Below are 23,421 nucleotides of genomic sequence, written 5' to 3'. Positions count from 1 at the left end.
CTCACCCATTATTATGGAAACGGGTTGGTAAAGAGTGCAGGCTACCTGAAAAATATCTGCTGCTTGGGCAGGCGGCAATAAAGCCGTTGTTCTCCAATGGGAACAACGGCTTTGATTTTCAGGTAGCCTGAATGGGTTTATTGCGCTTTCCAGCGGACTTGGGATTCGCGGATCACGGCTTTGGCTTCTTCGATGTCGCCCCAGTGGCCGACTTTGGTGGTGCCGGGTTTTTTCAGGTCTTTGTAGTGGTTGAAGTGGAATTCGATTTGTTTGATCAGCTGCGGCGGCAGGTCGGCCAGGGTGTTGATGACGTTGCCGTTGTGGCGGTCATCGGCGGGCACGACTACGACTTTGTCGTCTACTTCGCCGTCGTCCACGAATTTCATCACGCCGATGACTTTGGCTTCCATGTAGATGCCGGTGGGCAGGGGCAGGTCGGTGATGATGAGGGCGTCGAGCTCGTCGCCGTCTTCATCGAGGGTTTGCGGGATGAAGCCGTAGTTGGTGGGTTTGGCGAAGATTTGCGGCTCGATGCGGTCGAGCTTCATGGCGCCGAGTTTGCGGTCCCATTCGATTTTTTGGTTGGAGCCTTGGGGGATTTCCACGACTACGTTGATGATGCCGCCGTCTACGTTGCCGGCGTTGAGGATTTGGTTGAAATCTGCCATTGTGTTTTCCTTTGTGTTTGAAACGGTTGGGAAGGGCGGATTATAACGCCCATCGGCGGCATAGGCTATAGGCGGAGTGGGATTTGGGCTACCTGAAAAGTTTGTTGCTTTACGGCTTGCGTGGAAAGTTGAATATAGTGAATTAAATTTAAACCAGGACTGCGTTGCCTCGCCTTGCCGTACTATCTGTACTGTCTGCGGCTTCGTCGCCTTGTCCTGATTTAAATTTAATCCACTATAAAACCACAGGCTACCTGAAAAGCGCTTTTCAGGTAGCCTGTGTGGTTTGCCGCGCGGTTTAGTGTTCGATGGGCTTGGCCGGGCGGGTGGCGGCTTGGCCGAGGGCGGCGCGCCATTGCTGCGGGGCTTTCACCAGCTCCAATGCGCGGCGCAGTTGGTCGTCTTTGGCCGGGTTGGGCTTGTAGCGAGTGGCGGGGTTGTTGTCGGCTTCTTCTTTGGCGGCGGGCTCGGAGGCAGCTTTGGCTTCGGTGCTGCTGTGTAGCGAGCGGCCGCGCACTTCGTTGCCGCCGTTGGGGTTGCTCAGGTGGCCGGAGAGGTCGGCTTCACGGCTTTCGTAGCGGCGGGTTTTGTCGGCCACTTCCACGTCGGGTATGATGCCTTGGGCTTGGATGGAGCGGCCGTTGGGGGTGTAGTAGAGCTGGGTGGTGATTTTCAGTGCGCCGCCGTTGGAGAGGGGCATCACGGATTGCACGGAGCCTTTGCCGAAGCTTTGGGTGCCCACGATAACGGCGCGTTTGTGGTCTTGCAGGGCGCCGGCCACAATTTCGGAGGCGGAGGCGGAGCCGGAGTTGATGAGCACGGTGATCGGGATGTTTTTAAACTCGGCGGGCAGGCCGGCGAGGGGGTTGCCGACGCTGCCGATTTGGTAGTCGGACGGGGTGGCTTTGAGGCTCATGTTTTCTTGGCCGTTGCGGCCTTTGGTGCTCACCACGAGCTGGTTGTTTTGCAGGAATGCGGCGGATACGCCCACAGCGCCGTTGAGCAGGCCGCCGGGGTCGTCTCGCAGGTCGAGCACGAGGCCTTTGAGCGGGCCGCCGTTGCTACGGCGCATGGCTTGCAGGGCTTCCACCATGGCGGGCACGGTGCGCTCTTGGAACTGGCTGATGCGCAGGTAGCCGTAGCCGGGCTCGATCAGATCGTGGCGCACGCTGCGCACTTTGATGACGGCGCGGGTGAGCGTGACCACGATAGGCTGGGGCGCGTCTTTGCGGGTGAGGGTGAGGGTGATTTTGGTGCCGGGCTCGCCGCGCATGCGTTTCACGGCGTCGTTCACGCTCATGTTGCGGGTGGAGGCGTCGTCGATTTTGATGATGAAGTCGCCGCTTTGGATGCCGGCGCGTTCGGCGGGGGTGTCTTCGATGGGGGAGACGACTTTGACAAAGTTGTTTTCAGAGCTTACTTCCATACCTAGGCCGCCGAATTCGCCTTTGGTGTTTTCTTGCAGGTCGGCGTAGTCTTTGGTGTTCATGTATTCGGAGTGCGGGTCGAGGTGGGACACCATGCCTTTGAGCGCGCCTTCGAGGATTTCTTCGTCGGTTTTGTCTTGATAATAGTTGGCTTTCACCTGGCTGTACACTTCGGCCATGGTGCGCAGGGAATCCACGGGCAGGGGCTGGCGGCTGCGGGTTTCGGCCACGCTCTGCACGCTCAGGCTCACGGCGATGCCGGTGAATGTGCCGAGGGTGTAGAGGGCGATTTTTTTGAATGTGTTGTTGGACATAATGGGTGGGTATCTCTTTCGGGTTTTGCTAAGGCGAGCCGGAGTATGGGGCTGCGGCGGGCGCTGTCTTTTTTCAGGTAGCCTGCCGTGCGGCTCGGAAGGCTGAACTTTAGGCAAATTTGCCTGTTCCAGCAAGGGGGTGGGGGTAAATAAATGCTAAATGGCGGCTATGGCCGGAAAAGGTTACCTGAAAAATATGGCGGGTGTTTGGGCTTTGTGGCGCTTGTGTTTTCAGGTAGCCCTTAGAGTGGGCGGGCAGGCTACCTGAAAACCGAAATTGCGGCGCACTCCGACACGGGCTGTGCCGGCGGGCGGCCAAGCACTGTCAGCTGTACACCAGGCGTATCACGGCTTTTTGGTTGCGGTGGTCGAAGAACAAGAAGAGTTCGTCGCAGCCGCTCTCTTGGAAGCGGTGGCCGCTGAGCCAGCCGATGTAGTCGAACACGCGCCCGTCATCGCGCAGGGGCGGGTTTTCCAAATTGCCGCAACCATGCTGCATCAGTTCGTTTATGTTGCTGAAGCCGTCTTCTTTCATCCATGCTTGGAAATCGGGGCTGAGGCCGCCTGCGTCTTGCAACAGCTCGGTTTGGTAGGGGCGGGCATATTGTGCCGCACATATTCTTGCTCATTTGCTTGGTCGAACTGTTCGAATGCGGCCAAGGCTGCCGACGAGTTTTCGGCACCGGCCACGGCTTTTCCCCAGCCGTAGAGCGAAAGCGGCAGCCGGCCGTGTTTCAGATAGAAGGCTTTAATAAGCTGATAAGCCTGATGGTTTTGCTCGCGGGCGTGGCGTATGCCGTCGAAGTCGATCATGCGGTAGGGCTGGGGCAGGGCGCGTTGCCAAGAGATATGGTGTTTTTCCATTTTCTCCCGCGCTTTGGCGATCACGTCGGCAGGGATTTCGGTTTCCGCATCGAAAAAGCGCCAATCGCCGCTGAAGCGGTATTTGCCGCCGGCATCCACATCGAAGCAGATGCTGTCTTCAAAATTGTAGCGGCTGTGGAAGGGCTGGGTGTTTTCGCCGATGCTGCCGTCGTAAATGTCGGCGGGCTGGACGAAATGCAGCCAGTAGTCGCCGTGTTCGGGCTGGATAAAACGCAGGTTCAGCGAGCAGATGGGCAGGAAAAATTGTGCGTGGCGCTCGATGTCGTCGGAGAACACGTCTTCGGGCGGGGGAAACGGGCGGATAAATTCGGGGGCGATGTACATTTTGAAGGGTTCTTTGGTGCTGGGGAAACGGTAGTTTGGTAAGACGGGCTGTTGTTTTTACCTTAATCTTTGCTCACGGGAGGGGCTGGGTTTGGCTGGCTTCGGGCTGAGAAGGCTACCTGAAAAATTGGAGCGGGCCGGGGATAAATGTACGGCTTATTATCGGCATTTGAAAATTATCGGGAATGGATGACCGACCTGCTGCGCTGATGGCATGCCGGTGTTGTTTTCAGGTAGCCTTTTGGGAAGCGGGAAGGCTACCTGAAATTTTTGCTCGCGGCTTGGCTAGTTTACCCATGAAGCGGGGTTCATGGCTTGGTTGCGGTAGCGGATTTCGAAGTAGAGGCCGTTTTCACCGCCGGGGAGGCTGCCGCTGCGGCCGATGGTTTGGCGGGGGGATACGCTGCTGCCGCTGCCGGCGCTGATTTGGGAGAGGCCGGTGTAGATACTGAGGTAGCCGTCGCCGTGGTCGATGATGACGGTGTTGCCGTAGCCTTGCAGGGGGGCGGCGTAGGCGACTTCGCCGGCGGCGATGCTGCGCACGGGGGCGGGCGGGGTGCTGATGAAGAGGCCTTTCCAGGTGCCGCCGCCGGGGCGGGCTTGGCCGAAGCGGCCGCTGATGCTGCCACCCACGGGGCGGGGCAGGCGGCCTTGCATGCGGCTGAAACCTTGGCTTTGCGGTTCGGGGGCGGCGGGGGCTTCTAGGGCGAGGTCTTCGGCGGTGAGGGTGTTGGGGTTGGGGGTGTTGTATGGCGGGGCGGCGGGGTCGTTTTGGCGAAGCTCGCTGCGCTCGCTTTCAGGTAGCCTTTGGGGCTTGGGCTGGCTGCGGGCTTGGGCTTGCTGGGCGGCTTGCTGCTGGCGGCGCTGTTGGGCTGCGGCGGCGCGTTGCCGGCGTTGGGCTTCTTGGCGCTGGGCGGAGCGGCGGCTGAGGCTGGCGATGAGGTTGTTGAGGCGGCTTTCGTTTTGGCGCAGGGTGTGCAGCTTGGCGGTTTCGCGGCTGATGTCTTGTTCGAGGGTTTGCTGTTGGCGTTGCTGTTGCTGCTGCTGGCGGCCGAGGCGGGCGGCGGTGTTTTGCTGCTGGCGTTTGAGGCTGTCGAGGCGCTGGAGCTGCTGGTTGATGCTGTCTTGCTGCTGTTTGAGCTCTTGGCGGTTGTGTTGGAGCTGGGCGAGGGCTTGGCTGTTGGCTTGGTTGAGGTGGCGCAAGTATTCGAGCCGGCGGCCTTTTTGCTGGGGGTCGGTGTTTTGCAGGAAGAGGGTGACGGCGTTGGGCTGGGGTTGGCGGTAGCGGCTGTTGAGCAGGCGGGCGGCTTGGGCTTGGGTGCCTTGGATGCGGGTTTGCAGGCTGTCGAGCTTGGCTTGCATGGCTTGCAGCTCGCGCCAGGCGGTTTGGCGGCGGCGGGTGAGCTGGTCGAGCTCGCGGCGGATGCTGTCGAGCTCGCTTTGGGTTTGGCGGATGTTGCTTTGCAGCTGGCGCTGTTCGCTTTGCTGCTGTTGGAGTTTGCGGTGGCTTTCGTGGATGGCGCGCTGCACTTGGCGCAGGTCGTCTTTGGGGGCGGCGGGGGCGGGCAGGCCGGTGAGCAGGAGGATGAGCGGGATGAGGATTTTGCTGGGGTTCATGAGGCTACCTGAAAACGGTGGTTAGGGACTGTGCAGGTGTTCGGCCAAAATCAGGATGCCGATGCCGATGAGCACGAGCCCGCCGAGGATTTCGGCGCGTTTGCCGATGGCGCTGCCGAGCAGGCTGCCCAGGCGGATGCCGATGGCGGCCATGAGGGTGGTGGCGAAGCCGATGGCCAGCGCGGTGAGCAGGATGTTGACTTCGAGGAAGGCGAGGCCGACGCCGACAATCATGGAGTCGATGCTGGTGGCGAAGGCGATGGCCACGAGCATGAGGCGCCCGGGCGGGTGGCGTGGGCAGGAGCGGCCGTTTGCGGTGTGTTCTTCGGCGCCGTGGCCGGCACGCAGCCCGCCGTAGATCATGCGCAGGCCGAGCAGGAGCAGCAGGGTGAAGGCAATCCAGTGGTCCCAGTCGTCGATGTAGCGCTGTGCCACCGAGCCGAGCGCCCAGCCGATAAGCGGGGTAACGGTTTCCACGCTGCCGAACACGGCGGCGGTGCGCAGGATGCCGCGGCGGGTGGGGCTGCCGATGGCGGCGCCTTGGGCGATGGCGGCGGCGAAGGCGTCCATCGACATGCCGAAGGCGAGGGCGAGGATGGTGAGGAAGCTCATGGCGCTCGGGGAGGCTACCTGAAATTTTCAGGTAGCCTTTTACGGGTTGGGCGTGATGCGCGCTCAGGCAAACTCAATCAGGCTCTCGCCGCTCATTTCGGGCGGCTTGGGCAGGCCGAGCATGGCCAGGAGCGTGGGGGCGATGTCTTTCAGCGCACCGCCGGATTTGATGCGGGCGGGGCGGCCGACATACAGGAAGGGCACGGGGTTGGTGGTGTGCTGGGTGTGCGGCTGGCCGTTGGCGGGGTCGAACATCTGCTCGCAGTTGCCGTGGTCGGCGGTAATCAGCACTTCGCCGCCGGCGGCCTGCACTGCGGCCACGATTTTGCCCACGCAGTCGTCCAGCGTTTCCACGGCTTTGATGGTGGCGGCCAGCACGCCGCTGTGGCCGACCATGTCGCCGTTGGCGAAGTTGCACAAGATCACGTCGAAACGCTTGGCAGCGAGGCTGTCGAGGATGTGCTGGCACACTTGCGGCGCGCTCATTTCGGGCTGCAAATCGTAGGTAGCCACTTTGGGCGAGGGCACGAGGATGCGCTCTTCGCCGGGGTAGGGCTCTTCGCGGCCGCCGCTGAGAAAATAGGTAACGTGCGGATATTTCTCGGTTTCAGCAATGCGCAGCTGGCTGATGCCTTGGGCGGAGAGGTATTCGCCCAGGCCGTTGCGGATGCTTTCTTGGGCGAAGAGCACGGGGAAGTCATATTGCTTGCCGTAGCTGGTGAGCGAGGTGAAGTAGCCGGGGTGGAAGCGCTGGCGACGCTCGAAGCCTTGGAAATCGTCGAACAGCAGGGCTTGGGTAAGCTCGCGGGCACGGTCGGCGCGGAAGTTCATGAAGATAACCGCGTCGCCGTCGTGCAGGGCACAGGCGGGGTCGATCACGGTGGGCTGCACGAATTCGTCGTGTTCGCCGCGTTCATAGGCGGCGGCGAGGGCTTGCAGCGGGGTGCCGGCTTGGAATTTGGCTTGGCCGAACAGGGCGTGGTAGGCCTGCTCCACGCGTTCCCAGCGGTTGTCGCGGTCCATGGCGAAGAAGCGGCCGATCACGCTGCCCACTTTCGCTTGCGGGTGCTGCTGGCAATAGCTTTGCAATCTTTTCAGGTAGCCTTCGGCGCTTTGCGGCGGGGTGTCGCGGCCGTCTAGGAAGGGGTGGAATACGATTTTCTGTACGCCGGCGGCGATGGCGGCGTCGGCCACGGCGAAGAAGTGCTCGATGTGGCTGTGCACGCCGCCGTCGGAGAAACAGCCGAGCAGGTGCACGGTGTGCGTGGGCGCTTGCCAAGCAGCGGTGAGGGCGGGATTGTGCGCGAGGCTGCCGTTTTCGATGGCCATGTCGATGCGGGTGATGTCTTGCTCCACCACGCGGCCGGCGCCGATGTTGAGGTGGCCGACTTCGGAGTTGCCAAACTGGCCGGCGGGCAGGCCGACCATGCGCTCGGAGGCGTCGATGGTGCCGTAGGCGTATTGGGCTTTGAGGCGGTCGAGGTTGGGGGTGCGGGCGAGGAGGACGGAGTTGTCGTCGCCTTCGAGGCGGTGGCCGAAACCGTCAAGGATGAGGAGGACGATGGGTTTGGTGAGCGTGCTCATGGGTGTGCGCTTCGGATGGTGTGGGGATGGGGCATTATATAGCGGATTGGGTGGGAATTGAATGCGGGGATGGCGGGCTGGCAAGCGGAAGGCTACCTGAAAATTGGTTTTGGCTGTGCGGAAACTGGCTGCGTTTGTGTTCATTCAGTTGAAACTGCGTTTTTCAGGTAGCCTGGGCTGGCGGTGCGGCGGAATGCGGTATAAGCTGGCGGCGTTTGGTATAGGAGGAATGATGATGGATAGCTTGGCCACGCCTTTGGGCGCATGGGAAATGGTGTGGGAAGAGACGGCGGGCAGTGTTTTCCTGATCGGAAAATTTCTGGGGATGCCGGTGGCGGTTCAGCTGGAGTCGGCCGATATTGGGCGGATGGATTTTGATTTTATTCGAGACAAAGTATCCCGATTTCCCGAGATAAAGCGGCGCACCGAGGCCTTTTTTGGCAAGGTTCTTCACGCAAACCATGCAGCATTTAAAGTAGGGTTATATCACTGGAAAGGAGAGCATAATGATTTTGGTTTTGCTATTTCTAGCTAGTTTGCTGGTTGGTCTGGCTTGTTTTGTTTGTCACAATCTTTATTATGATAAAATTAATCTTTACCGAATCCAGCGAGCTAGAATTGTTGAAAAGCAAGTGATTTTACCTGATGGATCCGTTATTAATTATGGCGAAGGACCTAAGTATGGGCGGCAGCCTCTTCTCTTGATTCACGGACAGCAGGTTGATTGGAAGGATTATGCGAAGGTTTTTGGAGAATTGTCCAAGAGTTATCATGTTTATGTCATAGATTGTTATGGGCATGGTGGGTCTAGTAAAAATCCAGCCAAATATACAGCCCTTGAAAACAGTCAGGATTTGGTTTGGGTTATCAAGAATATTATCAAAAAACCTGTTTTGATTTCAGGGCATTCATCAGGAGGTCTTCTTGCAACTGTAATAGCTGCACTGGCTCCTGAGTCTGTTAGAGGGTTGTTAATAGAAGATGCGCCGTTCTTTTCAACTGAACCCAATCGGGCAACATCTACTTTTGCTTGGTTAGGCTTTAAAGATATGTATGATTTTTTTAAAAATGGTGAAAAAAATTATACGGCTTATTTTTTGGAGCATACTTATCTAAGGTCGATTTTTGGCCAAGAAAACTTTAATAAGATTGTTAAAAATCCTGCTCTAAAGTATATGAAGTCCCACCCAGGTCAGATTCCTAGAATTTGGTATTATCCGCCAGGATTGCAGATAAACTTAATTTATGATTTGACGGCCAATCTACAGGATGGAACAGGAAGCTATGATCTTCGTTTTGGCACTACGTTTTATGATTTTTCTTGGTTCAAGGGGTTTCATCAGGAAGAAATCTTGAAAAAAGTCCAATGTCCGTCTATTTTGCTTCATGTGGCTCCGCCATCGAATCAGAAAGGTTATTATGATAAAGAGGGCATTCTCTTGAGTGCCATGGATGGCGAGGATGCTAAGCGAGTGGACAGACTTTTACCAAACAATCACTTAATAGATAACATTCAGAGTGGCCACGATATCCATGCTGAAAAAGCAGCGATCTTTATCCAGGCTGTTGATGATTTGCAAAAGAGGAGTCGAGCAGCATATGGATTGAGAATGGAATAATTTAAGTCGAGCCAGCGTAATGCAGCGGGCTCGCTTATTTTTGTGTCGATTCGTCCTTATTTTCAGATGGTGATAGGCTTTCGATGGCGCGCAGCAGGGCGGACACATCGCGCTCGGTGGTGGCCCAGCTGGTGCAGTAGCGCACGATTTGCCAGCCGTGTTCTGCCGGCCAGTAGGCGGCGAAGCCGAATTCGCGGATGAAATAGTCGGCCTGAGCTTCGGGCAGGATGGGGAATTGCTGGTTGGTGGTGGAGGCGCCATAGAAGCGGATGCCGCGCGCTTCGAAGGCTTGGCGGATGCGGCGGGCGTGGGCGATGGCGCCGTGGCAGATGGTTTGGTACAGATTGTCGGTAAACAGGGTGTCGAACTGGATGCCGAGCAGTCGGCCTTTGGCGAGCAGGCCGCCGCGTTGTTTCATGCTGGCGCGGAAATGGGGCTGGTAGGCATCGTTTGTGATGACGACGGCTTCGCCGAACAGGGCGCCGCATTTGGTGCCGCCGATGTAGAACACGTCGGCCAGCTCGGCGAGGGCGGGCAGGGTGAGGTCGCTCACTTCGGGTTGCAGGGCGTAGCCGAGGCGGGCGCCGTCCACAAACAGGGGCAGGCCGTGGCGGCGGCATACTTGCGCGAGGGCGGCAAGCTCGGTGTGGCTGTAGGCGGTGCCGAGCTCGGTGGGCTGGGATACATACACCATGCCGGGCTGGACGATGTGTTCTTTGATGTTGCTACCGGTGTAGTATTGCTGGATGAAATCCTGCACTTGCCGTGCGCTAAGCTTGCCGTCTGCTGAGGGCAGGGCGAGCACTTTGTGGCCGCCGGCTTCGATGGCGCCGGTTTCGTGGGTGGCGATGCGGGCTTCTGCGGCGGCGATCACGCTTTGATGCGGGCGCAGGATGTGGGTGATTACGGTGGCGTTGGTTTGCGTGCCGCCCACGAGGAAGTGCACATCTGCCGTTTCGCTGCCGATGGCGGCGCGGATTTTGGCGCGGGCGGATTCGCAATAGGGGTCGAGGCCGTAGCCGGGGGTTTGCTCGAGGTTGGTGTCGGCGAGGCGCTCGAGGATGGCCGGGAGGCAGCCGGCGAGGTAGTCGTTGCCGAAGGAAGGCATGGCGGTGTTCCCTGTAAAAAAGCGAGATTATAAGGCGGCAGCGGGAGGCTCGCTATTTTCAGGTAGCCTCAAGCGCCAAACAGGCTACCTGAAAAACCGCCGCCCAACGCCCGCCGCGCAGTATTAAATCAGGCACAACCGCTATATAATCCAACCCTATTCCCACACACGCCGAGCCATCATGGATTTAAGCAACCACTTCCTCATCGCCATGCCCGATATGCAAGATAACTTCTTTGCCGAGAGCGTGGTGTACATCTGCTCCTACTCCGCCGAAGGCTGCATGGGCGTAATCATCAACAAACCCTCCCCGCTGCTCTTGCGCCAAGTGCTCACCGCCCAGCAGCACGAGCTGCCCGTGCGCCCCGCCGACGAATACATCCTGGTGGGCGGCCCCGTGCAGGCCGACCGCGGCTTCGTGCTGCACACCCCCGTGGGCAACTGGCTCAGCAGCATCGCCATCAACGACAATCTCGCCCTCACCTCCTCCGGCGACATCCTCAACCACCTGCACGACGAACAGCAAGTGAAGCAATCCCTCCTCTTCATGGGCTACACCGGCTGGAGCGCCGGCCAGCTCGAACGCGAACTGGCCGACAACAGCTGGCTCACCGTGCCCGCCAACGAGCAAATCCTGTTCGAGCTCCCTGCCGACCAGCGCTACCACGCCGCCCTCGCCCTGCTCAACATCACCCCCGAACAACTCATCCGCACCGGCGGCCATGCCTAACACCCCCACCATCCCCCGCGGCACCACCCTCGCCTTTGACTTCGGCGAAACCCGCATCGGCGTAGCGCAAGGCGACGCCGAGCTCGGCATCACCCACCCGCTCGCCACCGTTAGCGGCGCCGACAACAACAGCAAATTCGCCGCCATCGCCGAGCTTATCCGCGAATGGCAGCCCGTGCAGCTCGTGGTCGGCCTGCCCCTCTCCACCGACGGCAGCGAGCACGAGCTCACCCGCCTGGCACGGCGTTTCGGCCACCGCCTGCACGGCCGCTTCGGCCTGCCTGTGTATTGGGCCGACGAGCGGCTCACCTCCCTCTACGCCTCCGACCTGCTCAACGAAGCTGGGCTGCGCGGCCGCAAACAAAAGCCCGCGCTCGACCAAGTGGCCGCGCAGGCGATTTTGCAGGGCTTTTTCGAAGGCGGCTGGGTGGAAGAATTCCACGGCTAGCGGCAGGGCGGCAGGCTACCTGAAAACGCGGGCTGCCACGGGGGAGATAAGGGGAAAGATAATTTTCAGGTAGCCTTTTATACGGATTATCAGGCTACCTGAAAAATATTTGCAGCAGGCGGGCAACTGCTTGCCCATGCGCTTGGCGTTGCCGGTTGGCGCGTATTGAAAAGCCGTTTCTTGAACGGCTTGCAGGCAGCAAGCACCCCTGCGGCCAATAAAAAGGCTACCTGAAAACCGGAAACGGGTTTTCAGGTAGCCTTTGCCATGCTCGGGCGGTGGTGTTATCTGCCGTTTTTCCACAGCAGGTTGATGTTGCACACGGCAGACCACGAGCCGCTTTCGGCGGTGCCGGGGCAGCCGGCGGGCAGTTGGGCGGCTTTCCCGGCCAGCAGCCTGGTGTTCACCGTGAGGCGGCCGATGTTGAGTAGGCTGCGCGGCAGGCCGAGGCGGCGCAGGGCTTCGTCGGGGGTGATGGTGTAGCTGTTGCGGAGGTTGTCGCGGTCGTTGCTGCGTTTGAGGTCGGATACTTCAACGCTGCCGTTGGGGAGGAAATCGTATCGGTTTTCGCCTTTGGGGAGGATGCCTCGGTCGTAGATTTCGATGTCGTAGAGTCGGCCGTCGGTGCCGTAGGTGTATTTCAGGCCGTGCCTGTGGCAGCGCCGGGGGTTTCGGATGCAGTCGTTCAGGTCGGTGACTGGGGTAACGTGGGAGAAGAAGACCATGCCCATTCTGGGGTCGTTGATGTATTCCCAGCAGGAGAGGCGGCCGTCTTGCAGGGTGGGATTGCAGCCCCGGGATGCTTTGGGGTCGCCGTTGAATACGATTTCGAGGGCGCGTTCTTCTTCGGCCGTCATGGGGCGGGGGCCGCGCAGGGCTTGCTGTTCGCGCTGCTGCCGCTGGTATTGGCTTTGCCGGGCTTGCTCGATGGCGCGTTGCTGCGATTCGTGGAGGATGTGGGTGGGCACGCCGTTGCAGGTGTGGCCGTTGCATTGGGCGGCCGCGGGTTGTGCCCAGAATAGGGCGGCTGCGGCGGCAGGAAGGAGGGCGGCGGGGATGCGGAGTTTCATGTTGTTTCCTTGAGTGTGGTGTGCGGTGGGGCGGATGGTAAACGGTTTTTCAGGTAGCCTTCAAGGGGAAAGGGCTACCTGAAAAAGTTGTTTTCAGTTTTTAGCGTTGCAGAAACTCTGCTTTGGCTGCGCCAAGACATCGTTTTAACTGCGCAGAAACTCTGCTTCTTTCGGAAACATCGTTTTCAGGTAGCCTGATGTGCGCTCAAAGCCAAGCCGCCGAATGGTTGCCCGGTTCGGCGGCTTGGGTTGGTTTGGCGGGGCGGGCTCAGCCGCGCAGGCTGCCGTCGTCCATGGTGAGCACGCGGTCGAAGCGTTTGGCGAGCTGCTCGTCGTGCGTTACCACGATGAGGGCGGTGCCGAGCTCGCGTTTGAGCTCGAGCATCATTTCCAGCGCGTGGGTGGCGTTTTTGCGGTCGAGGTTGCCGGTGGGCTCGTCGGCCAGCAGGCAGTCGGGCTTGGTAACCAAGGCGCGGGCGATGGCGGCGCGTTGGCGTTCGCCGCCGGAAAGTTCGCCGGGGCGGTGGGTCATGCGGCTGCCGAGGCCTACCTTTTCTAAGATTTCGGCGGTAGCGGCCTGGGCTTCGGCTTTGCTGCGCCGCGCCACCAAGAGCGGCATCATCACGTTTTCCAGCGCGGAAAACTCGGGCAGCAGGTGGTGGAATTGATACACGAAGCCCAAATGCCGGTTGCGCAGCCGGCCGATGGCCACTTGCGAGAGGTTGTTGAGCCCTTGGCCTTTGATTTTCACTTCGCCGCTGGTGGGCTTGTCGAGCCCGCCGAGGATGTGCAGCAGGGTGGATTTGCCGCTGCCGGAGGCGCCGATGATGCCGATGCCTTCGCCTGAGGCTACCTGAAAATCCACTTCGCGCAACACTTCCACTTTGAGGCTGCCGTCGTCATACACTTTGCCCACGTTTTGGCATTCGATTACCCATTCTTTATTCATAGCGCAGGGCCTCCGCAGGTTGGGTTTTGGATGCGCGCCAGCTCGGCAGCAGGGTGGCCACGAAGGAGAGGCCGAGCGAAATGCTCACGATGGCCAGCACGTCGGAAAGCTTCACTTGCGAGGGCATGTAGTCGATGAAATAGATGGCGGAGGTAACCAGCTTGCGCCCGGCCATCTGCTCGATGCCGGCCACGATGCCGCCCACGTTCAGCGCCACGGTAATGCCCAGCGCCACGCCGATGGCGGTGCCCACCACGCCCAGCAGCGTGCCCTGCACCAGGAAGATTTTCATGATGCCGCGCGGCGGCAGGCCGAGCGTGCGCAGGATGGCGATGGCGGCCTGCTTTTCGGTTACGGTCATGATCAGTGTGGAAATCAGGTTGATGGAGGCCACCAGGCTGATGAAGAACATGATCACAAACATCATTTTTTTCTCCACTTCCACGGCTTGGAAATAATCGCGGTTTTGGTAGGTCCAGTCGTAGGCCGCGATTTTGTCGCGCTGCTCGGCGGGCACGATTACGGCGGTTACATCCGGCGCGGTTTCCGGCTGCGACAGGCGTAGCTGCACGCTCACGTCGCCGTCGCCCGCGCGGTAGAGGGTTTTTGTGTCGTCGATGTGGATTACAGAGAGGCTGTTGTCCACCGCGAAAATGCCAGTGGACACGGTGGCCACCACGGTGAATTGCTTCATGCGCGGCACCATGCCGATGGGGGTGACGTTGCCTTCGGGTGAAATCAGCGTAACCTTTTCGCCCGGCTGTACGCCCAGGCGGTCGGCAATGTCTTTGCCCAAAATCATTTCAAATTGGCCGGGATGAAGCCGCTGATAGAGCTCGTTGGGCAGTTTGCTGCCGTATTCCGACACTTTCGGTTCTTCGGCCGGGTCGATGCCTTTCACCTGTACACCCTGTACTTCGCCGGAATTGGCCAAGAGCGCCTGCCCGCTCACATACGGCGCCACGCCGAGCACGCGCGGGTTGGCCTGCGCGATTTTGGCCAGGCTGCGCCAGTCGTCGCCCGGCTCGGCTTGCAGATAGCTCAGCTGCATATGCGGGGTTACTTGCAGCAGCTGGCCGCGGATTTCTTTCTGAAAGCCGTTCATCACGGAAAGCACCACGATCAGCGCGGTCACGCCGGTGGCGATGCCGAAAATCGAAATGATGCTGATGACGGACATCAGGCCGTTGCGTTTTTTGGCGCGCATATAGCGCAGGCCGATCCAGGTTTCGAGGGAAAGCATGGTGGGATTTGCTCCGCAGGCTGCGTGCGGCAGGCTGCAAAAGATTTGGGTTGTGCGGTAATTGCTTTAAAAGCGGCGTCGTTGGGGCAGAGAGGGTTTTTCAGGTAGCCTCAAATTTTCAGGTAGCCCCAAAGCGGCGCACAGTATACCGTTTATTGGATGGCAGGGCAGGGGCGATTACGCGGGTATGCGTGGAATTTTCCCTATTTAACGGCAGTTTCCGGGGCGCAGATATAGAAAACTGCATTCCCTTGCTGAGCCAGAGAATGCAGTGTCTCGGTGGAAACGCGGCTGAAAGGTTTATTTCAGCTTGGTTTCTTTGTAAACCACGTGTTTGCGGGCAACCGGATCGAATTTTTTGATTTCGAATTTGCCGGCCATGGTCCGCTTGTTTTTGGTGGTGGTGTAGAAATGGCCGGTACCGGCGGTGGATTCCAGCTTGATTTTATCGCGCATGACTCTGATTCCTTAAATAATGGTTAGGCTTCGCCGCGTGCGCGCAAATCGGCCAGAACGGCATCAATGCCGACTTTGTCGATCAAACGCAAAGCTGCGTTGGAAACGCGCAAACGCACCCAGCGGTTTTCACTCTCAACCCAGAAACGGCGCGATTGCAGGTTCGGCAAAAAACGGCGCTTGGTTTTGTTGTTGGCGTGCGATACGTTGTTACCGGACATCGGCCGCTTTCCGGTTACTTTGCAAACTCGTGCCATGGTTATTCTCCAAACTTCAAAAATATTAGATAGAAACGAAACTTGCTTTATACCATAGAAAAGATATCCGGTTCAAGTTTTATCGTGATGAAAACGGCGGAAGCGGTGCGGGAAACCACACATGCAGGGGAAGGCGCATGGCAGGCAAGCTGCTGTTTCAGGTGGCCTTTGCTTGCAGCGGAAGTGCGGCTGCCCGGGTTGGTATAGCGAACCAACTTAACTTTCGCTACGGCGTTAGCTCGCCTTGCCGTACTCCTGTACTGTCTGCGGCTCGCTGCCTGGTATCGAAAGCTAATTTGATTCGCTATATTTTTCAGGTAGCCTTAAATTGCGTTTGAGGCTACCTGAAAACGGTTTGGCGCTACTGATGCTGTTTGCCGCGAGGAAACGATTGCGCAGGCGGGTGCCGGCGCGTGCGGCAAAACCATGAGCCGGATTCGGGCGTTAGGCGCGGCGGCGGCTTTATTTCCTACGGCGGGCAACACAATTTGCTTGCCTCTTGCGCCGTGTGGCTTTACAGTTCGGCCTGTGCGAATGTAGCACGTTTCCCGGAGCAACCCATGCAACAGACAAAAGACCAAGAATGGCTTCTCGTTGATAGCGGCAGCCTCGAAGTGTCCGTTACCCGCGAAGCGGATGCCGTGGCGGAAGCACAACGCCTGCGATACGAGATATTCGGCCTGGAAATGGGCGCCGGCATCCATGCCGAAGACGGCCGCGACATCGACCGCTACGATGAATTCTGCCGCCACCTGATTGTGCGCGACAAAGCCAGCGGCCGCATCATCGGCACCTACCGCCTGATTACCAAAGAGGCGGCCAAGGCGGCAGGCGGCTGGTATTCCGATTCGGAATTTGATTTGTCGCGCATCCGGCATATTTTGCCGAAAACGGTGGAGCTGGGCCGTGCCTGCGTGCACAAGGATTACCGCACCGGCGGCACGATTTCGCTGCTGTGGATGGGCTTGATCGGCTTTATGCAGGCGCAGGGCTTGGAATATATGATCGGCTGCGGCAGCGTGCATATGGACGACGGCGGGGATTATGCCGCGAGCCTGTTCCACAAGCTGAAGCAGACGCATTATTCGCCGGAAGAATACCGCGTGTTCCCGAAAGTGCCGCTGCCGCTGGATGAGCTGCGGCAGGATTTGGACGTGGAGGCGCCGCCGCTGATGAAGGGTTATCTGCGCGCGGGCGTGTGGATTTGCGGCGAGCCGCATTGGGATAAGGATTTCGGCAGCGCCGATATGCTGGTGATGATGCCGATGGAGAATATCCATCCGCGTTATGCCAAACATTTTGTGAAATAAATCAGGAACAAGGTTAGCTGATGCGTAGGCTCAGACTGATTGTGAGGCTATTTGGGGTGGCCGCCATTTTGCTGTGGGGCTGCTTTCAGGTAGCCTTGTTTTTCGGCCGCGAGGATAAGGCGAAACGCCAGTGGCGGATTCGGCGCTGGTCGCGGCAGTGTATGCGGATTTTTGGCATTCGGCTGACGGTGCACGGCTCGGAGCGGTTTTTTGCCGAGGGCGGGCAGTTTATGGTGGGCAACCATGTGTCGTGGCTGGATATTTTCTTGATTAATTCGGTGCAGGCGGTGCGCTTTGTGGCCAAGCAGGAGGTGCGCGACTGGCCGGTGATCGGCTGGCTGGTGGCGCGGGTGGACACGGTGTTTATCAAGCGCGGCAGCCGGCAGTCTTCGCAGCAGGTGATGGAGGTGTTGCTGCAGATTTTGGCGGAAAAGGATTATGCGGTGGTGTTCCCGGAGGGGACGAGCACGGACGGTACGGGCATCAAGCCGTTTAAGAGCGGGCTGTTTGATACGGCGGTGGTGGGCAATCAGGCGGTGTGGCCGGTGTTGTCGTATTATCCGAATGCGGACGGCAGCCCGAATATCAATATGGCTTATTATGGCGAGATGAGCCTGTGGCAGTCGTTTTGCCGGATTTTGCCGCAGCGGGGCAGTGAGGCGGTGCTGTATTTCTTGGAGCCGATTGCGCCGCAGGGTAAGACGCGGCAGGAGTTGTGTGCGGTGGCGCAGGCGCAGATTGCGGCCAAGCTGGCGGAACTGCGCGGTGTGCCGCCGGAGAGTGTGGTGGCGGAGAAGGGGGCAGTGTTTGAGCACACGGCTTAAGGGTGTGCGTTATGTTGCGAAGGCTGTTTCGCTTGCGGGCGGGGCGGCCTTTGGTGTTTTGGGCGGGATGGAAATGCTGTCTTTGTGGCAAGGCGGTGTGTTTGGAGAAACTTGCTCCGCTTGTTTTTCAGGTAGCCTTTGGGTGGGCGGGGAGGCTACCTGAAAAGTGTTTTGCTGTAATGGGGATATATAGTGGATTCACAACAATCGGGACAAGGCGAGGCAACGCCGTAGCGGTTTAAATTTAGTCCACTATGGCGAATCAAATTAGCTTTCGATACCAGGCAGCGAGCCGCAGACAGTACAGGAGTACGGCAAGGCGAGCTAACGCCGTAGCGAAAGTTAAGGTGGTTCGCTATATGTTTTCAGGTAGCCTGTGGCGGACGTACAGGCTACCTGAAAAATTTTTTGCTTGCTGTGTCAATCTAATAGCAGGCGGCGCAGAATGTTTTCGTAGATGGCGGAGAGCCGGGGGATGGCGGCGAGCTCGATGTGTTCGTCGATTTGGTGGATGCTTTGGTTGACGGGGCCGAGCTCGATGAGTTCGCTGGCGATGGCTTTGATGAAGCGGCCGTCGGAGGTGCCGCCGCCGGTGGAGAGGGCGGCTTGGATACGGCATTCTTCGGCGATGGCGGCTTGGGCGGCTTGGGTGAGGCGGCCGGCTTCGGTGAGGAAGGGTTGGCCGGAGAGCTGCCATTGCAGGTTGTAGCTCAGTCGGTGTTGTTGCAAGATGGCTTCTACGCGCTGTTGGAGGCTTTGGGCGCTGGATTCGGTGGAGAAGCGGAAGTTGAATTGGACGCTGAGGCTGCCGGGGATGACGTTGGTGGCGCCGGTGCCGGCGTGGATGTTGGAGATTTGGAAGCCGGTGGGGGGGAAGTAGGCGTTGCCGTTGTCCCAGTGTTCGGCGGTGAGTTGGGCGAGGGCGGGGGCGGCGAGGTGGACGGGGTTGGCGGCGAGGTGGGGGTAGGCGATGTGGCCTTGTTTGCCGTGGATGGTGAGGCTGCCGGAGAGGGAGCCGCGGCGGCCGTTTTTGATGGTGTCGCCGAGGGTGTGTTCGGCGGTGGGCTCGCCGATGATGCAGTAGTCAATATGTTCGCCGCGGGCGCGCAGGGTGTCAACGACGCGGGTGGTGCCGTCGCGGCCGTCGCCTTCTTCGTCGGAGGTGATGAGGAGGGCGAGGCTACCTGAAAAGTGGGGGTGGGCGGCGGTGAAGCGTTCGCAGGCGGTGATGAAGCAGGCGATGCTGGTTTTCATGTCGGCGGTGCCGCGGCCGTAGAGTTTGCCTTGGCGTTCGGTGGGCTGGAAGGGGGGGGATGTCCATTCTGCTTCGGGGCCGGGGGGAACGACGTCGGTGTGGCCGGCGAAGCAGAGCAGGGGGGCGCTGCTGCCTCGCCGTGCCCAGAGGTTGCGGGTGCGGCCGAAGGGGAGGTCTTCGATGGTGAAGCCGATGGCGCGCAGGCGCTCGGCGATGATGTCTTGGCAGCCGTGGTCGTGCGGGGTAATGGAGGGTTGGGCGATGAGTTGTTTGGCGAGGTGGAGGGTGGCGGTGTCGGTCATGGCGGGGATGTGCGGATTGGGGAAGGCTGGGTTATAGCGGGTTTGGCGGGGTTTGCCAAGGGCTTGGGGCGGCGTTGATGCGGGATGGAAAGAGGCTACCTGAAAAGTGGTGTGGCATTTTCAGGTAGCCTTTGTTGTGGCTCGGCGCTTAGGGCTGGCGGTAGGGGTTGTGCACATGGCGCATAAGTTCGACGAGGAAATCGCGCACTTGTTGTTCGCCGCAGCCCATGAGCAGGGCGTCTTCGAAGGTGTCTTGCGCGAGCTGGTAGAGCTCTTGCATGTTTTCCTGCATCACTTTCACTTTTTCGGTGCAGGAAACGATGTCGCCGTTGTCGCTATACCATTTGGGCATGTCGGGCATGTGCATGGGTGTGTGCCTTTAGCGGGTGAAGCGGGTGGAACGGTCTACGCGGCGGGCGGTGATGTAGCGGTTTTTCCAGTAGTTGCCGTTCATGCTGGTGATTTCGATGTCGCGGCCGGTGCGGGGGGCGTGGATGAAGCGGTCGTTGCCGATATACATGCCGACGTGGGATACGCGCCCGCCGCCGCCGAAGAAGACCATGTCGCCGGGCTTGAGGTTGGCGCGGTCGACCTGCTGGCCCACGGTTGCCATTTCGGCGGAGGTGCGCGGCAGGGTGATGCCCATGCTGCGCTTGAAGATGTATTGCATGAAGCCGCTGCAATCGAGGCCTTGGGTGGGGGAGTTGCCGCCGAAGCGGTAGGAGAGGCCGATGAGGCTCATGGCGTTCATGATGAGGTCGCCGGCTTCGTCTTGGCTGCCGGAGGGGCGGCTGCTGGAGGATGATCGGCTACCTGAAGATTGGCGGCCGGATGAGGAGGATGAGGCGTTGCTGCCGTGGCCGGTGCGTTCGCGGATGAGGCGTTCGAGCGCGTCGTTATCCAAGCCTTCGGGCGCGGCTTGGGCGCTGAGCGGGAGGGCGAGGGAGAGCGCCGTGAGGGCGAAAATGCTTGCTTGCTTGATCCACTTCATCAATTTGGAGCTTTCTGTTTCTTGCCGTGTTATAGCGTATTCGGATTGAGGCGGAAACGCGGCGCGGCGGGCGGCGTATGCGCTATAAGGGGCGGGTGTGTTATGCTGTGTATCCGTTATGGATACAGATTTTGCAGGGGGTATGCGTATGGCTAAATCTGCCGTTCTCGCTTGGGGCGACCTCAACCGGTTGCGCCAAATCGTGTCCACGCTTGCCCGGCACGGGCTGGGCGGCTTCCTCGGCCGGCTCAAGCTGAACCGCTCTTCTTGGTTTGGCGGCGAGGGGCGGCCGGCCGACCATGTTGCCATGAGCACTGCGCGCCGTTTCCGGCTGGCGTTTGAAGAGCTGGGGCCCACGTTTATCAAGCTGGGGCAGATTCTGGCCACCCGCGTGGATGTGTTCAACGCCGAATGGATTGAGGAATTCGAACAGCTGCAAAGCCGTGCTAACCCCTTGCCGTTTGAGGAAATCCGTTTGCTGCTGGCCGAGCAGCTCGGGCGAGCGCCGGAAGAGGTGTTCCGGCATATCGACAGCGATCCGGTGGGCAGCGCTTCCATTGCGCAGGTGCACCGCGCGGTGCTACTCGACGGCAGCGAAGTGGCGGTGAAGGTGCGCCGGCCCGACATCGAGCCGCTGATTCAGGCAGACTTGCGCATTCTAACCTATTTGGCGCAATTGATAGAATCGGAAATTGCCGAAACGCGCCGCTATCATCCGGTGCAGATGGTGCAGTATTTTGCCAAAAGCCTGGCCAAGGAAACCGATTTGTCGGCCGAGCTGCGCCATATGCAGCGTTTTGCCGCCTGGTATGACGGCCGCCCGGGCATTCATATCCCCAAGGTTTACCCCGAATATAGCAACCGGCAGATTCTGGTGCAGGAATACATGGCGGCCGAGCTGCTGAAAGATGCCGACATCGCAGCGCTGGGCGCGGAAGAGCGGCACCTTCTGGCCTGCCGCATCACCGATGCCCTGCTCCACATGATTCTCGGCCAAGGCCTGTTTCACGCCGACCCGCATCCGGGCAATATTTTCATCTATCCTGATTTGAGCGTCGGGCTGATCGATTTCGGCATGGTGGGCTACCTGAATACCGTGCGCCGCCAGGAAATCAACGCCTTAATCGAAGCCCTGATTCACCGCGACCCCTTCGCCGTGCAATACATCCTCGGTAACTGGGCGCAGGGAGATGTGCCCGATGAAGACCTGCTCGGCGCGGATGTGATGGAAATGCTGCTCGACTACGAGCACACCGCCGTGCGCGATTTGCGCGTGAGCCAAGTTATCAACGATCTCACCCGCATCATGCGCGAGCACGAATTGGCGCTGCCCGGCGATTTGGTGATGCTGTTTAAAACCCTGCTCACCCTGGAAGGCGTGGTGAAGCGCCTAGACGGCGATTTCCAGCTGCTGGAGCATGCCAAGCCGATTGTGCAAAGCGTGATCCGGCAAGGCTTTTCGCCCGAGCGCGTTTGGCGGCGCGCCCGCACGCAGAGCCGGATGCTGGGGCGGATAATGGGCGATTTGCCGAAAAACCTGCTGCGCCTCAACCGCAGCCTGCAAAGCGGTCGCGTAAACGTAAATCTCGATTTGAAACGCCTCGATAGCCTCAACCAGCATCTGGAACACAGCGCCAACCGGCTCACCATGGGCATGGTAACCGCCGCGCTGATTATCGGCTCCTCTATCTTGCTGAGCAGCAACATCGGCCCCAAGCTGTTCGGCCTATCGTTTCTCGGCTTTTTCGGCTACCTCTTGGCCTTCGCCAACAGCCTGTGGATTATCTGGGCTATTTGGCGTTCGGGCAAACATTAAAACAAAACTTTTCAAGCGTAAAGGGAATTTGATGAAGGAGAGAGGCTACCTGAAAAACAAAAAGGCGTGTGGAACCAGCATCCCACACTCCTTTAATTTTAAAATCAGCAAGCTAACACAACACATGTTTGGCCAGGCCGCCGATGGAGGTTTCGCGGTATTTCTGATCCATATCGCGGCCGGTTTCATACATGGTGGCGATCACTTCGTCCAGCGTTACCGCCGGCTCGGTGGTGCGGCGCAGCGCCATGCGCGAGGCGTTGATGGCTTTCACGGAAGATATGGCGTTGCGCTCGATGCAGGGCACTTGCACTTGGCCGTTTACCGGGTCGCAGGTGAGGCCGAGGTGGTGTTCCATGGCGATTTCGGCGGCAATGCACACTTGATCCGGGCTGCCGCCTTGCAGCTCGGTGAGCCCGGCGGCGGCCATGGAGCAGGCCACGCCCACTTCGCCCTGGCAGCCCACTTCGGCGCCGGAAATGGAAGCGTTCATTTTGTAGAGGCTGCCGATGGCGCTGCAAGTGAGCAGGTAGCGCAGCACTTGTTCGTCGGTGAGGCTGCTCACGAAGTGGTCGTAGTAGGCGAGCACGGTGGGCACGATGCCGCAGGCGCCGTTGGTCGGGGCGGTAACCACGCGGCCGCCGGCGGCGTTTTCTTCATTTACGGCGAAGGCTACCATGTTAATCCAATCCACGATGCCCATCGGGTCGCTGCTGATGCCGGCGTTGCTTTCGAGCTGTTTTTTCACTAGCGGGGCACGCCGCTGGATGTGCAGCGGGCCGGGCAGCGTGCCGTCGGTGTTGAGGCCGCGTTGGATGCAGTCGCTCATGGTTTGCCAGATGGCGCGGGCGTAAGCGCGCACTTCTTCTTCGGGGTGCAGTGCGCATTCGTTGCGGAAGATGACTTCCGACAGGCTCAGCTTATGCTCTTTGCATTGGCGGATGAGGTCGGCGGCGCTTTGGTAGGGGTAGGGCACGTTGAGCGGCGCCTGCTGCTGGTCGGCTTTGGCAAACTGCTGCTCGGTGACCACGAAGCCGCCACCGATGGAGTAATACACTTCCTGCGCTGCGATTTCATCGCCAATGAAGGCTTCCAGACGCATGCCGTTTTCGTGCAAGGGCAGGAAGGAGGAGTGGAAGCGGAAATCGCGCATGTAGTCGAACGGGGTTTGGTGGCCGTTGATGTCGGGAAGGGTTTTGCTCGACATCACTTGCCGGATGAATTCGGGGAAGGTGGTGGTGTCCACAGTGTCCGGTTCGTAGCCGGCCAGGCCGCCGATGATGGCGGAATCCGTGCCGTGGCCGCGGCCGGTGAAGGAGAGAGAGCCATAAACATGCGCCCGGAAACGGGTGATTCGGTTTAATAACTTCTGATCGATTAGCTGCTGCCGGAACAGCGCCCCGGCACGCATCGGCCCGACAGTGTGCGAGCTGGAAGGGCCGATACCGATTTTGAACATATCAAAAAAACTGATCATTCTTTTGCCGCCTTTCTGTCGTAATTTTTCAATATTTTACCAAATCCGGCTGTGGCAGCCTAGGCGGGCGGCGTGGCGCAGATGCCGGCTGTGGCATTTATTCTCTTTGTAAGGCTAGACAACCGGGCGTTATCT

Annotated in this window: 25 protein-coding genes and 1 pseudogene; 8 read left to right on the top strand and 18 right to left on the bottom strand. The window is 59.3% G+C overall.

Features of this window, described 5'->3' with window-relative positions:
- Positions 1–137 precede the first annotated feature (137 nt).
- From A7P95_RS00940 to gpmI, 8 genes and pseudogenes are all read right to left on the bottom strand, one after another.
- Positions 138–668 (bottom strand): inorganic diphosphatase, encoded by a 531-nt coding sequence (locus A7P95_RS00940; RefSeq protein WP_067589785.1) that lies wholly within the window; start codon positions 666–668, stop codon positions 138–140.
- A gap of 132 nt (positions 669–800) precedes the next feature.
- Positions 801–908: pseudogene (locus A7P95_RS11985) on the bottom strand (IS5/IS1182 family transposase); the annotation flags it as partial.
- Between the two features lie 58 nt (positions 909–966).
- Positions 967–2,409, bottom strand: a complete 1,443-nt coding sequence (locus tag A7P95_RS00935) for a S41 family peptidase (protein ID WP_067589782.1) — start codon at positions 2,407–2,409, stop codon at positions 967–969.
- 325 nt (positions 2,410–2,734) lie between these two features.
- On the bottom strand, positions 2,735–2,944 hold the full coding sequence (locus A7P95_RS00930) for a hypothetical protein (protein ID WP_067589779.1): 210 nt from the start codon (positions 2,942–2,944) through the stop codon (positions 2,735–2,737).
- Entirely contained in the window at positions 2,941–3,618 is a 678-nt protein-coding gene (locus tag A7P95_RS00925) for a hypothetical protein (RefSeq protein ID WP_067589775.1), read from the bottom strand. Before A7P95_RS00925 ends, A7P95_RS00930 begins: the two co-directional genes overlap by 4 nt.
- A 285-nt stretch (positions 3,619–3,903) precedes the next feature.
- Entirely contained in the window at positions 3,904–5,235 is a 1,332-nt protein-coding gene (locus tag A7P95_RS12300; RefSeq protein ID WP_067589772.1) for a murein hydrolase activator EnvC family protein, read from the bottom strand.
- A 21-nt stretch (positions 5,236–5,256) separates the two neighbouring features.
- Positions 5,257–5,847, bottom strand: coding sequence for a manganese efflux pump MntP (locus tag A7P95_RS00915; protein WP_067589769.1), 591 nt, complete (start codon positions 5,845–5,847; stop codon positions 5,257–5,259).
- Between the two features lie 63 nt (positions 5,848–5,910).
- Entirely contained in the window at positions 5,911–7,431 is a 1,521-nt protein-coding gene (gpmI, locus tag A7P95_RS00910) for a 2,3-bisphosphoglycerate-independent phosphoglycerate mutase (RefSeq protein ID WP_067589766.1), read from the bottom strand.
- Positions 7,432–7,534: 103 nt separating this feature from the next.
- Here gpmI and A7P95_RS00905 point away from each other — a divergent pair, with 103 nt between their 5' ends.
- The gene (locus A7P95_RS00905; RefSeq protein WP_156503453.1) at positions 7,535–7,966 is read left to right on the top strand and encodes a hypothetical protein; all 432 of its coding nucleotides are present in this window, start codon (positions 7,535–7,537) and stop codon (positions 7,964–7,966) included.
- Positions 7,938–9,050 (top strand): alpha/beta fold hydrolase, encoded by a 1,113-nt coding sequence (locus tag A7P95_RS00900; protein ID WP_082890663.1) that lies wholly within the window; start codon positions 7,938–7,940, stop codon positions 9,048–9,050. The genes A7P95_RS00905 and A7P95_RS00900 overlap by 29 nt, the downstream gene beginning before the upstream one ends.
- A 34-nt stretch (positions 9,051–9,084) precedes the next feature.
- Here the strand turns inward: A7P95_RS00900 and A7P95_RS00895 are convergent, their stop codons facing one another.
- A complete protein-coding gene (locus A7P95_RS00895; protein WP_067589760.1) occupies positions 9,085–10,158 on the bottom strand; it encodes a threonine aldolase family protein in 1,074 nt (357 codons plus the stop codon).
- A 4-nt stretch (positions 10,159–10,162) separates the two neighbouring features.
- Between A7P95_RS00895 and A7P95_RS12295 the strand changes: the two genes are divergently transcribed.
- From A7P95_RS12295 to ruvX, 3 genes are read left to right on the top strand one after another with little or no spacing between them, the layout of a single operon-like run.
- Entirely contained in the window at positions 10,163–10,285 is a 123-nt protein-coding gene (locus tag A7P95_RS12295; RefSeq protein ID WP_255593073.1) for a hypothetical protein, read from the top strand.
- 54 nt (positions 10,286–10,339) lie between these two features.
- Positions 10,340–10,888 (top strand): YqgE/AlgH family protein, encoded by a 549-nt coding sequence (locus A7P95_RS00890; RefSeq protein ID WP_067589757.1) that lies wholly within the window; start codon positions 10,340–10,342, stop codon positions 10,886–10,888.
- Positions 10,881–11,336 (top strand): Holliday junction resolvase RuvX, encoded by a 456-nt coding sequence (gene ruvX, locus A7P95_RS00885; RefSeq protein WP_067589754.1) that lies wholly within the window; start codon positions 10,881–10,883, stop codon positions 11,334–11,336. Before A7P95_RS00890 ends, ruvX begins: the two co-directional genes overlap by 8 nt.
- A 284-nt stretch (positions 11,337–11,620) precedes the next feature.
- Here ruvX and A7P95_RS00880 read toward each other — a convergent pair whose 3' ends face one another.
- The 5 genes from A7P95_RS00880 to rpmB all read right to left on the bottom strand — a co-directional run bounded on the left by A7P95_RS00880 (position 11,621) and on the right by rpmB (position 15,311).
- Positions 11,621–12,406: a hypothetical protein gene (locus tag A7P95_RS00880; protein ID WP_067589752.1), complete on the bottom strand. Its 786-nt coding sequence runs from the start codon at positions 12,404–12,406 to the stop codon at positions 11,621–11,623.
- A 268-nt stretch (positions 12,407–12,674) separates the two neighbouring features.
- Positions 12,675–13,355, bottom strand: coding sequence for a lipoprotein-releasing ABC transporter ATP-binding protein LolD (gene lolD / locus A7P95_RS00875; RefSeq protein WP_067589749.1), 681 nt, complete (start codon positions 13,353–13,355; stop codon positions 12,675–12,677).
- Positions 13,348–14,598 carry a lipoprotein-releasing ABC transporter permease subunit gene (locus tag A7P95_RS00870; RefSeq protein WP_067589746.1) on the bottom strand — a complete coding sequence of 417 codons (1,251 nt, stop codon included), beginning with the start codon at positions 14,596–14,598 and terminating at the stop codon, positions 13,348–13,350. Before A7P95_RS00870 ends, lolD begins: the two co-directional genes overlap by 8 nt.
- A 300-nt stretch (positions 14,599–14,898) precedes the next feature.
- The gene (gene rpmG / locus A7P95_RS00865) at positions 14,899–15,054 is read right to left on the bottom strand and encodes a 50S ribosomal protein L33 (RefSeq protein ID WP_067589743.1); all 156 of its coding nucleotides are present in this window, start codon (positions 15,052–15,054) and stop codon (positions 14,899–14,901) included.
- A gap of 23 nt (positions 15,055–15,077) precedes the next feature.
- Positions 15,078–15,311: a 50S ribosomal protein L28 gene (rpmB, locus tag A7P95_RS00860; protein ID WP_035579964.1), complete on the bottom strand. Its 234-nt coding sequence runs from the start codon at positions 15,309–15,311 to the stop codon at positions 15,078–15,080.
- 560 nt (positions 15,312–15,871) lie between these two features.
- On the opposite strand from rpmB, the gene A7P95_RS00855 reads away from it, so the two are divergent.
- Both A7P95_RS00855 and A7P95_RS00850 read left to right on the top strand, forming a co-directional pair.
- Positions 15,872–16,621 (top strand): GNAT family N-acetyltransferase, encoded by a 750-nt coding sequence (locus tag A7P95_RS00855; RefSeq protein ID WP_067590333.1) that lies wholly within the window; start codon positions 15,872–15,874, stop codon positions 16,619–16,621.
- A 20-nt stretch (positions 16,622–16,641) separates the two neighbouring features.
- Positions 16,642–17,445, top strand: coding sequence for a lysophospholipid acyltransferase family protein (locus A7P95_RS00850; RefSeq protein ID WP_067589742.1), 804 nt, complete (start codon positions 16,642–16,644; stop codon positions 17,443–17,445).
- Between the two features lie 420 nt (positions 17,446–17,865).
- Here the strand turns inward: A7P95_RS00850 and dapE are convergent, their stop codons facing one another.
- The 3 genes from dapE to A7P95_RS00835 form a co-directional block, all read right to left on the bottom strand.
- Entirely contained in the window at positions 17,866–19,002 is a 1,137-nt protein-coding gene (gene dapE / locus A7P95_RS00845; protein WP_067589739.1) for a succinyl-diaminopimelate desuccinylase, read from the bottom strand.
- Positions 19,003–19,150: 148 nt separating this feature from the next.
- On the bottom strand, positions 19,151–19,369 hold the full coding sequence (locus A7P95_RS00840; RefSeq protein ID WP_067589736.1) for a hypothetical protein: 219 nt from the start codon (positions 19,367–19,369) through the stop codon (positions 19,151–19,153).
- A 12-nt stretch (positions 19,370–19,381) separates the two neighbouring features.
- Entirely contained in the window at positions 19,382–19,993 is a 612-nt protein-coding gene (locus tag A7P95_RS00835) for a C40 family peptidase (RefSeq protein WP_067589733.1), read from the bottom strand.
- A 148-nt stretch (positions 19,994–20,141) separates the two neighbouring features.
- Here A7P95_RS00835 and A7P95_RS00830 point away from each other — a divergent pair, with 148 nt between their 5' ends.
- The gene (locus A7P95_RS00830; RefSeq protein ID WP_067589730.1) at positions 20,142–21,809 is read left to right on the top strand and encodes an ABC1 kinase family protein; all 1,668 of its coding nucleotides are present in this window, start codon (positions 20,142–20,144) and stop codon (positions 21,807–21,809) included.
- Positions 21,810–21,921: 112 nt separating this feature from the next.
- Here the strand turns inward: A7P95_RS00830 and A7P95_RS00825 are convergent, their stop codons facing one another.
- Positions 21,922–23,286 carry an L-serine ammonia-lyase gene (locus A7P95_RS00825; RefSeq protein ID WP_067589727.1) on the bottom strand — a complete coding sequence of 455 codons (1,365 nt, stop codon included), beginning with the start codon at positions 23,284–23,286 and terminating at the stop codon, positions 21,922–21,924.
- Positions 23,287–23,421: the final 135 nt, after the last annotated feature.

This window comes from Eikenella longinqua (assembly GCF_001648355.1).
GTDB classification, from domain to species: Bacteria; Pseudomonadota; Gammaproteobacteria; order Burkholderiales; family Neisseriaceae; genus Eikenella; species Eikenella longinqua.
Note: the sequence above shows the minus strand (reverse complement) of the source record. Positions and strands in the feature narration are given on the sequence as shown.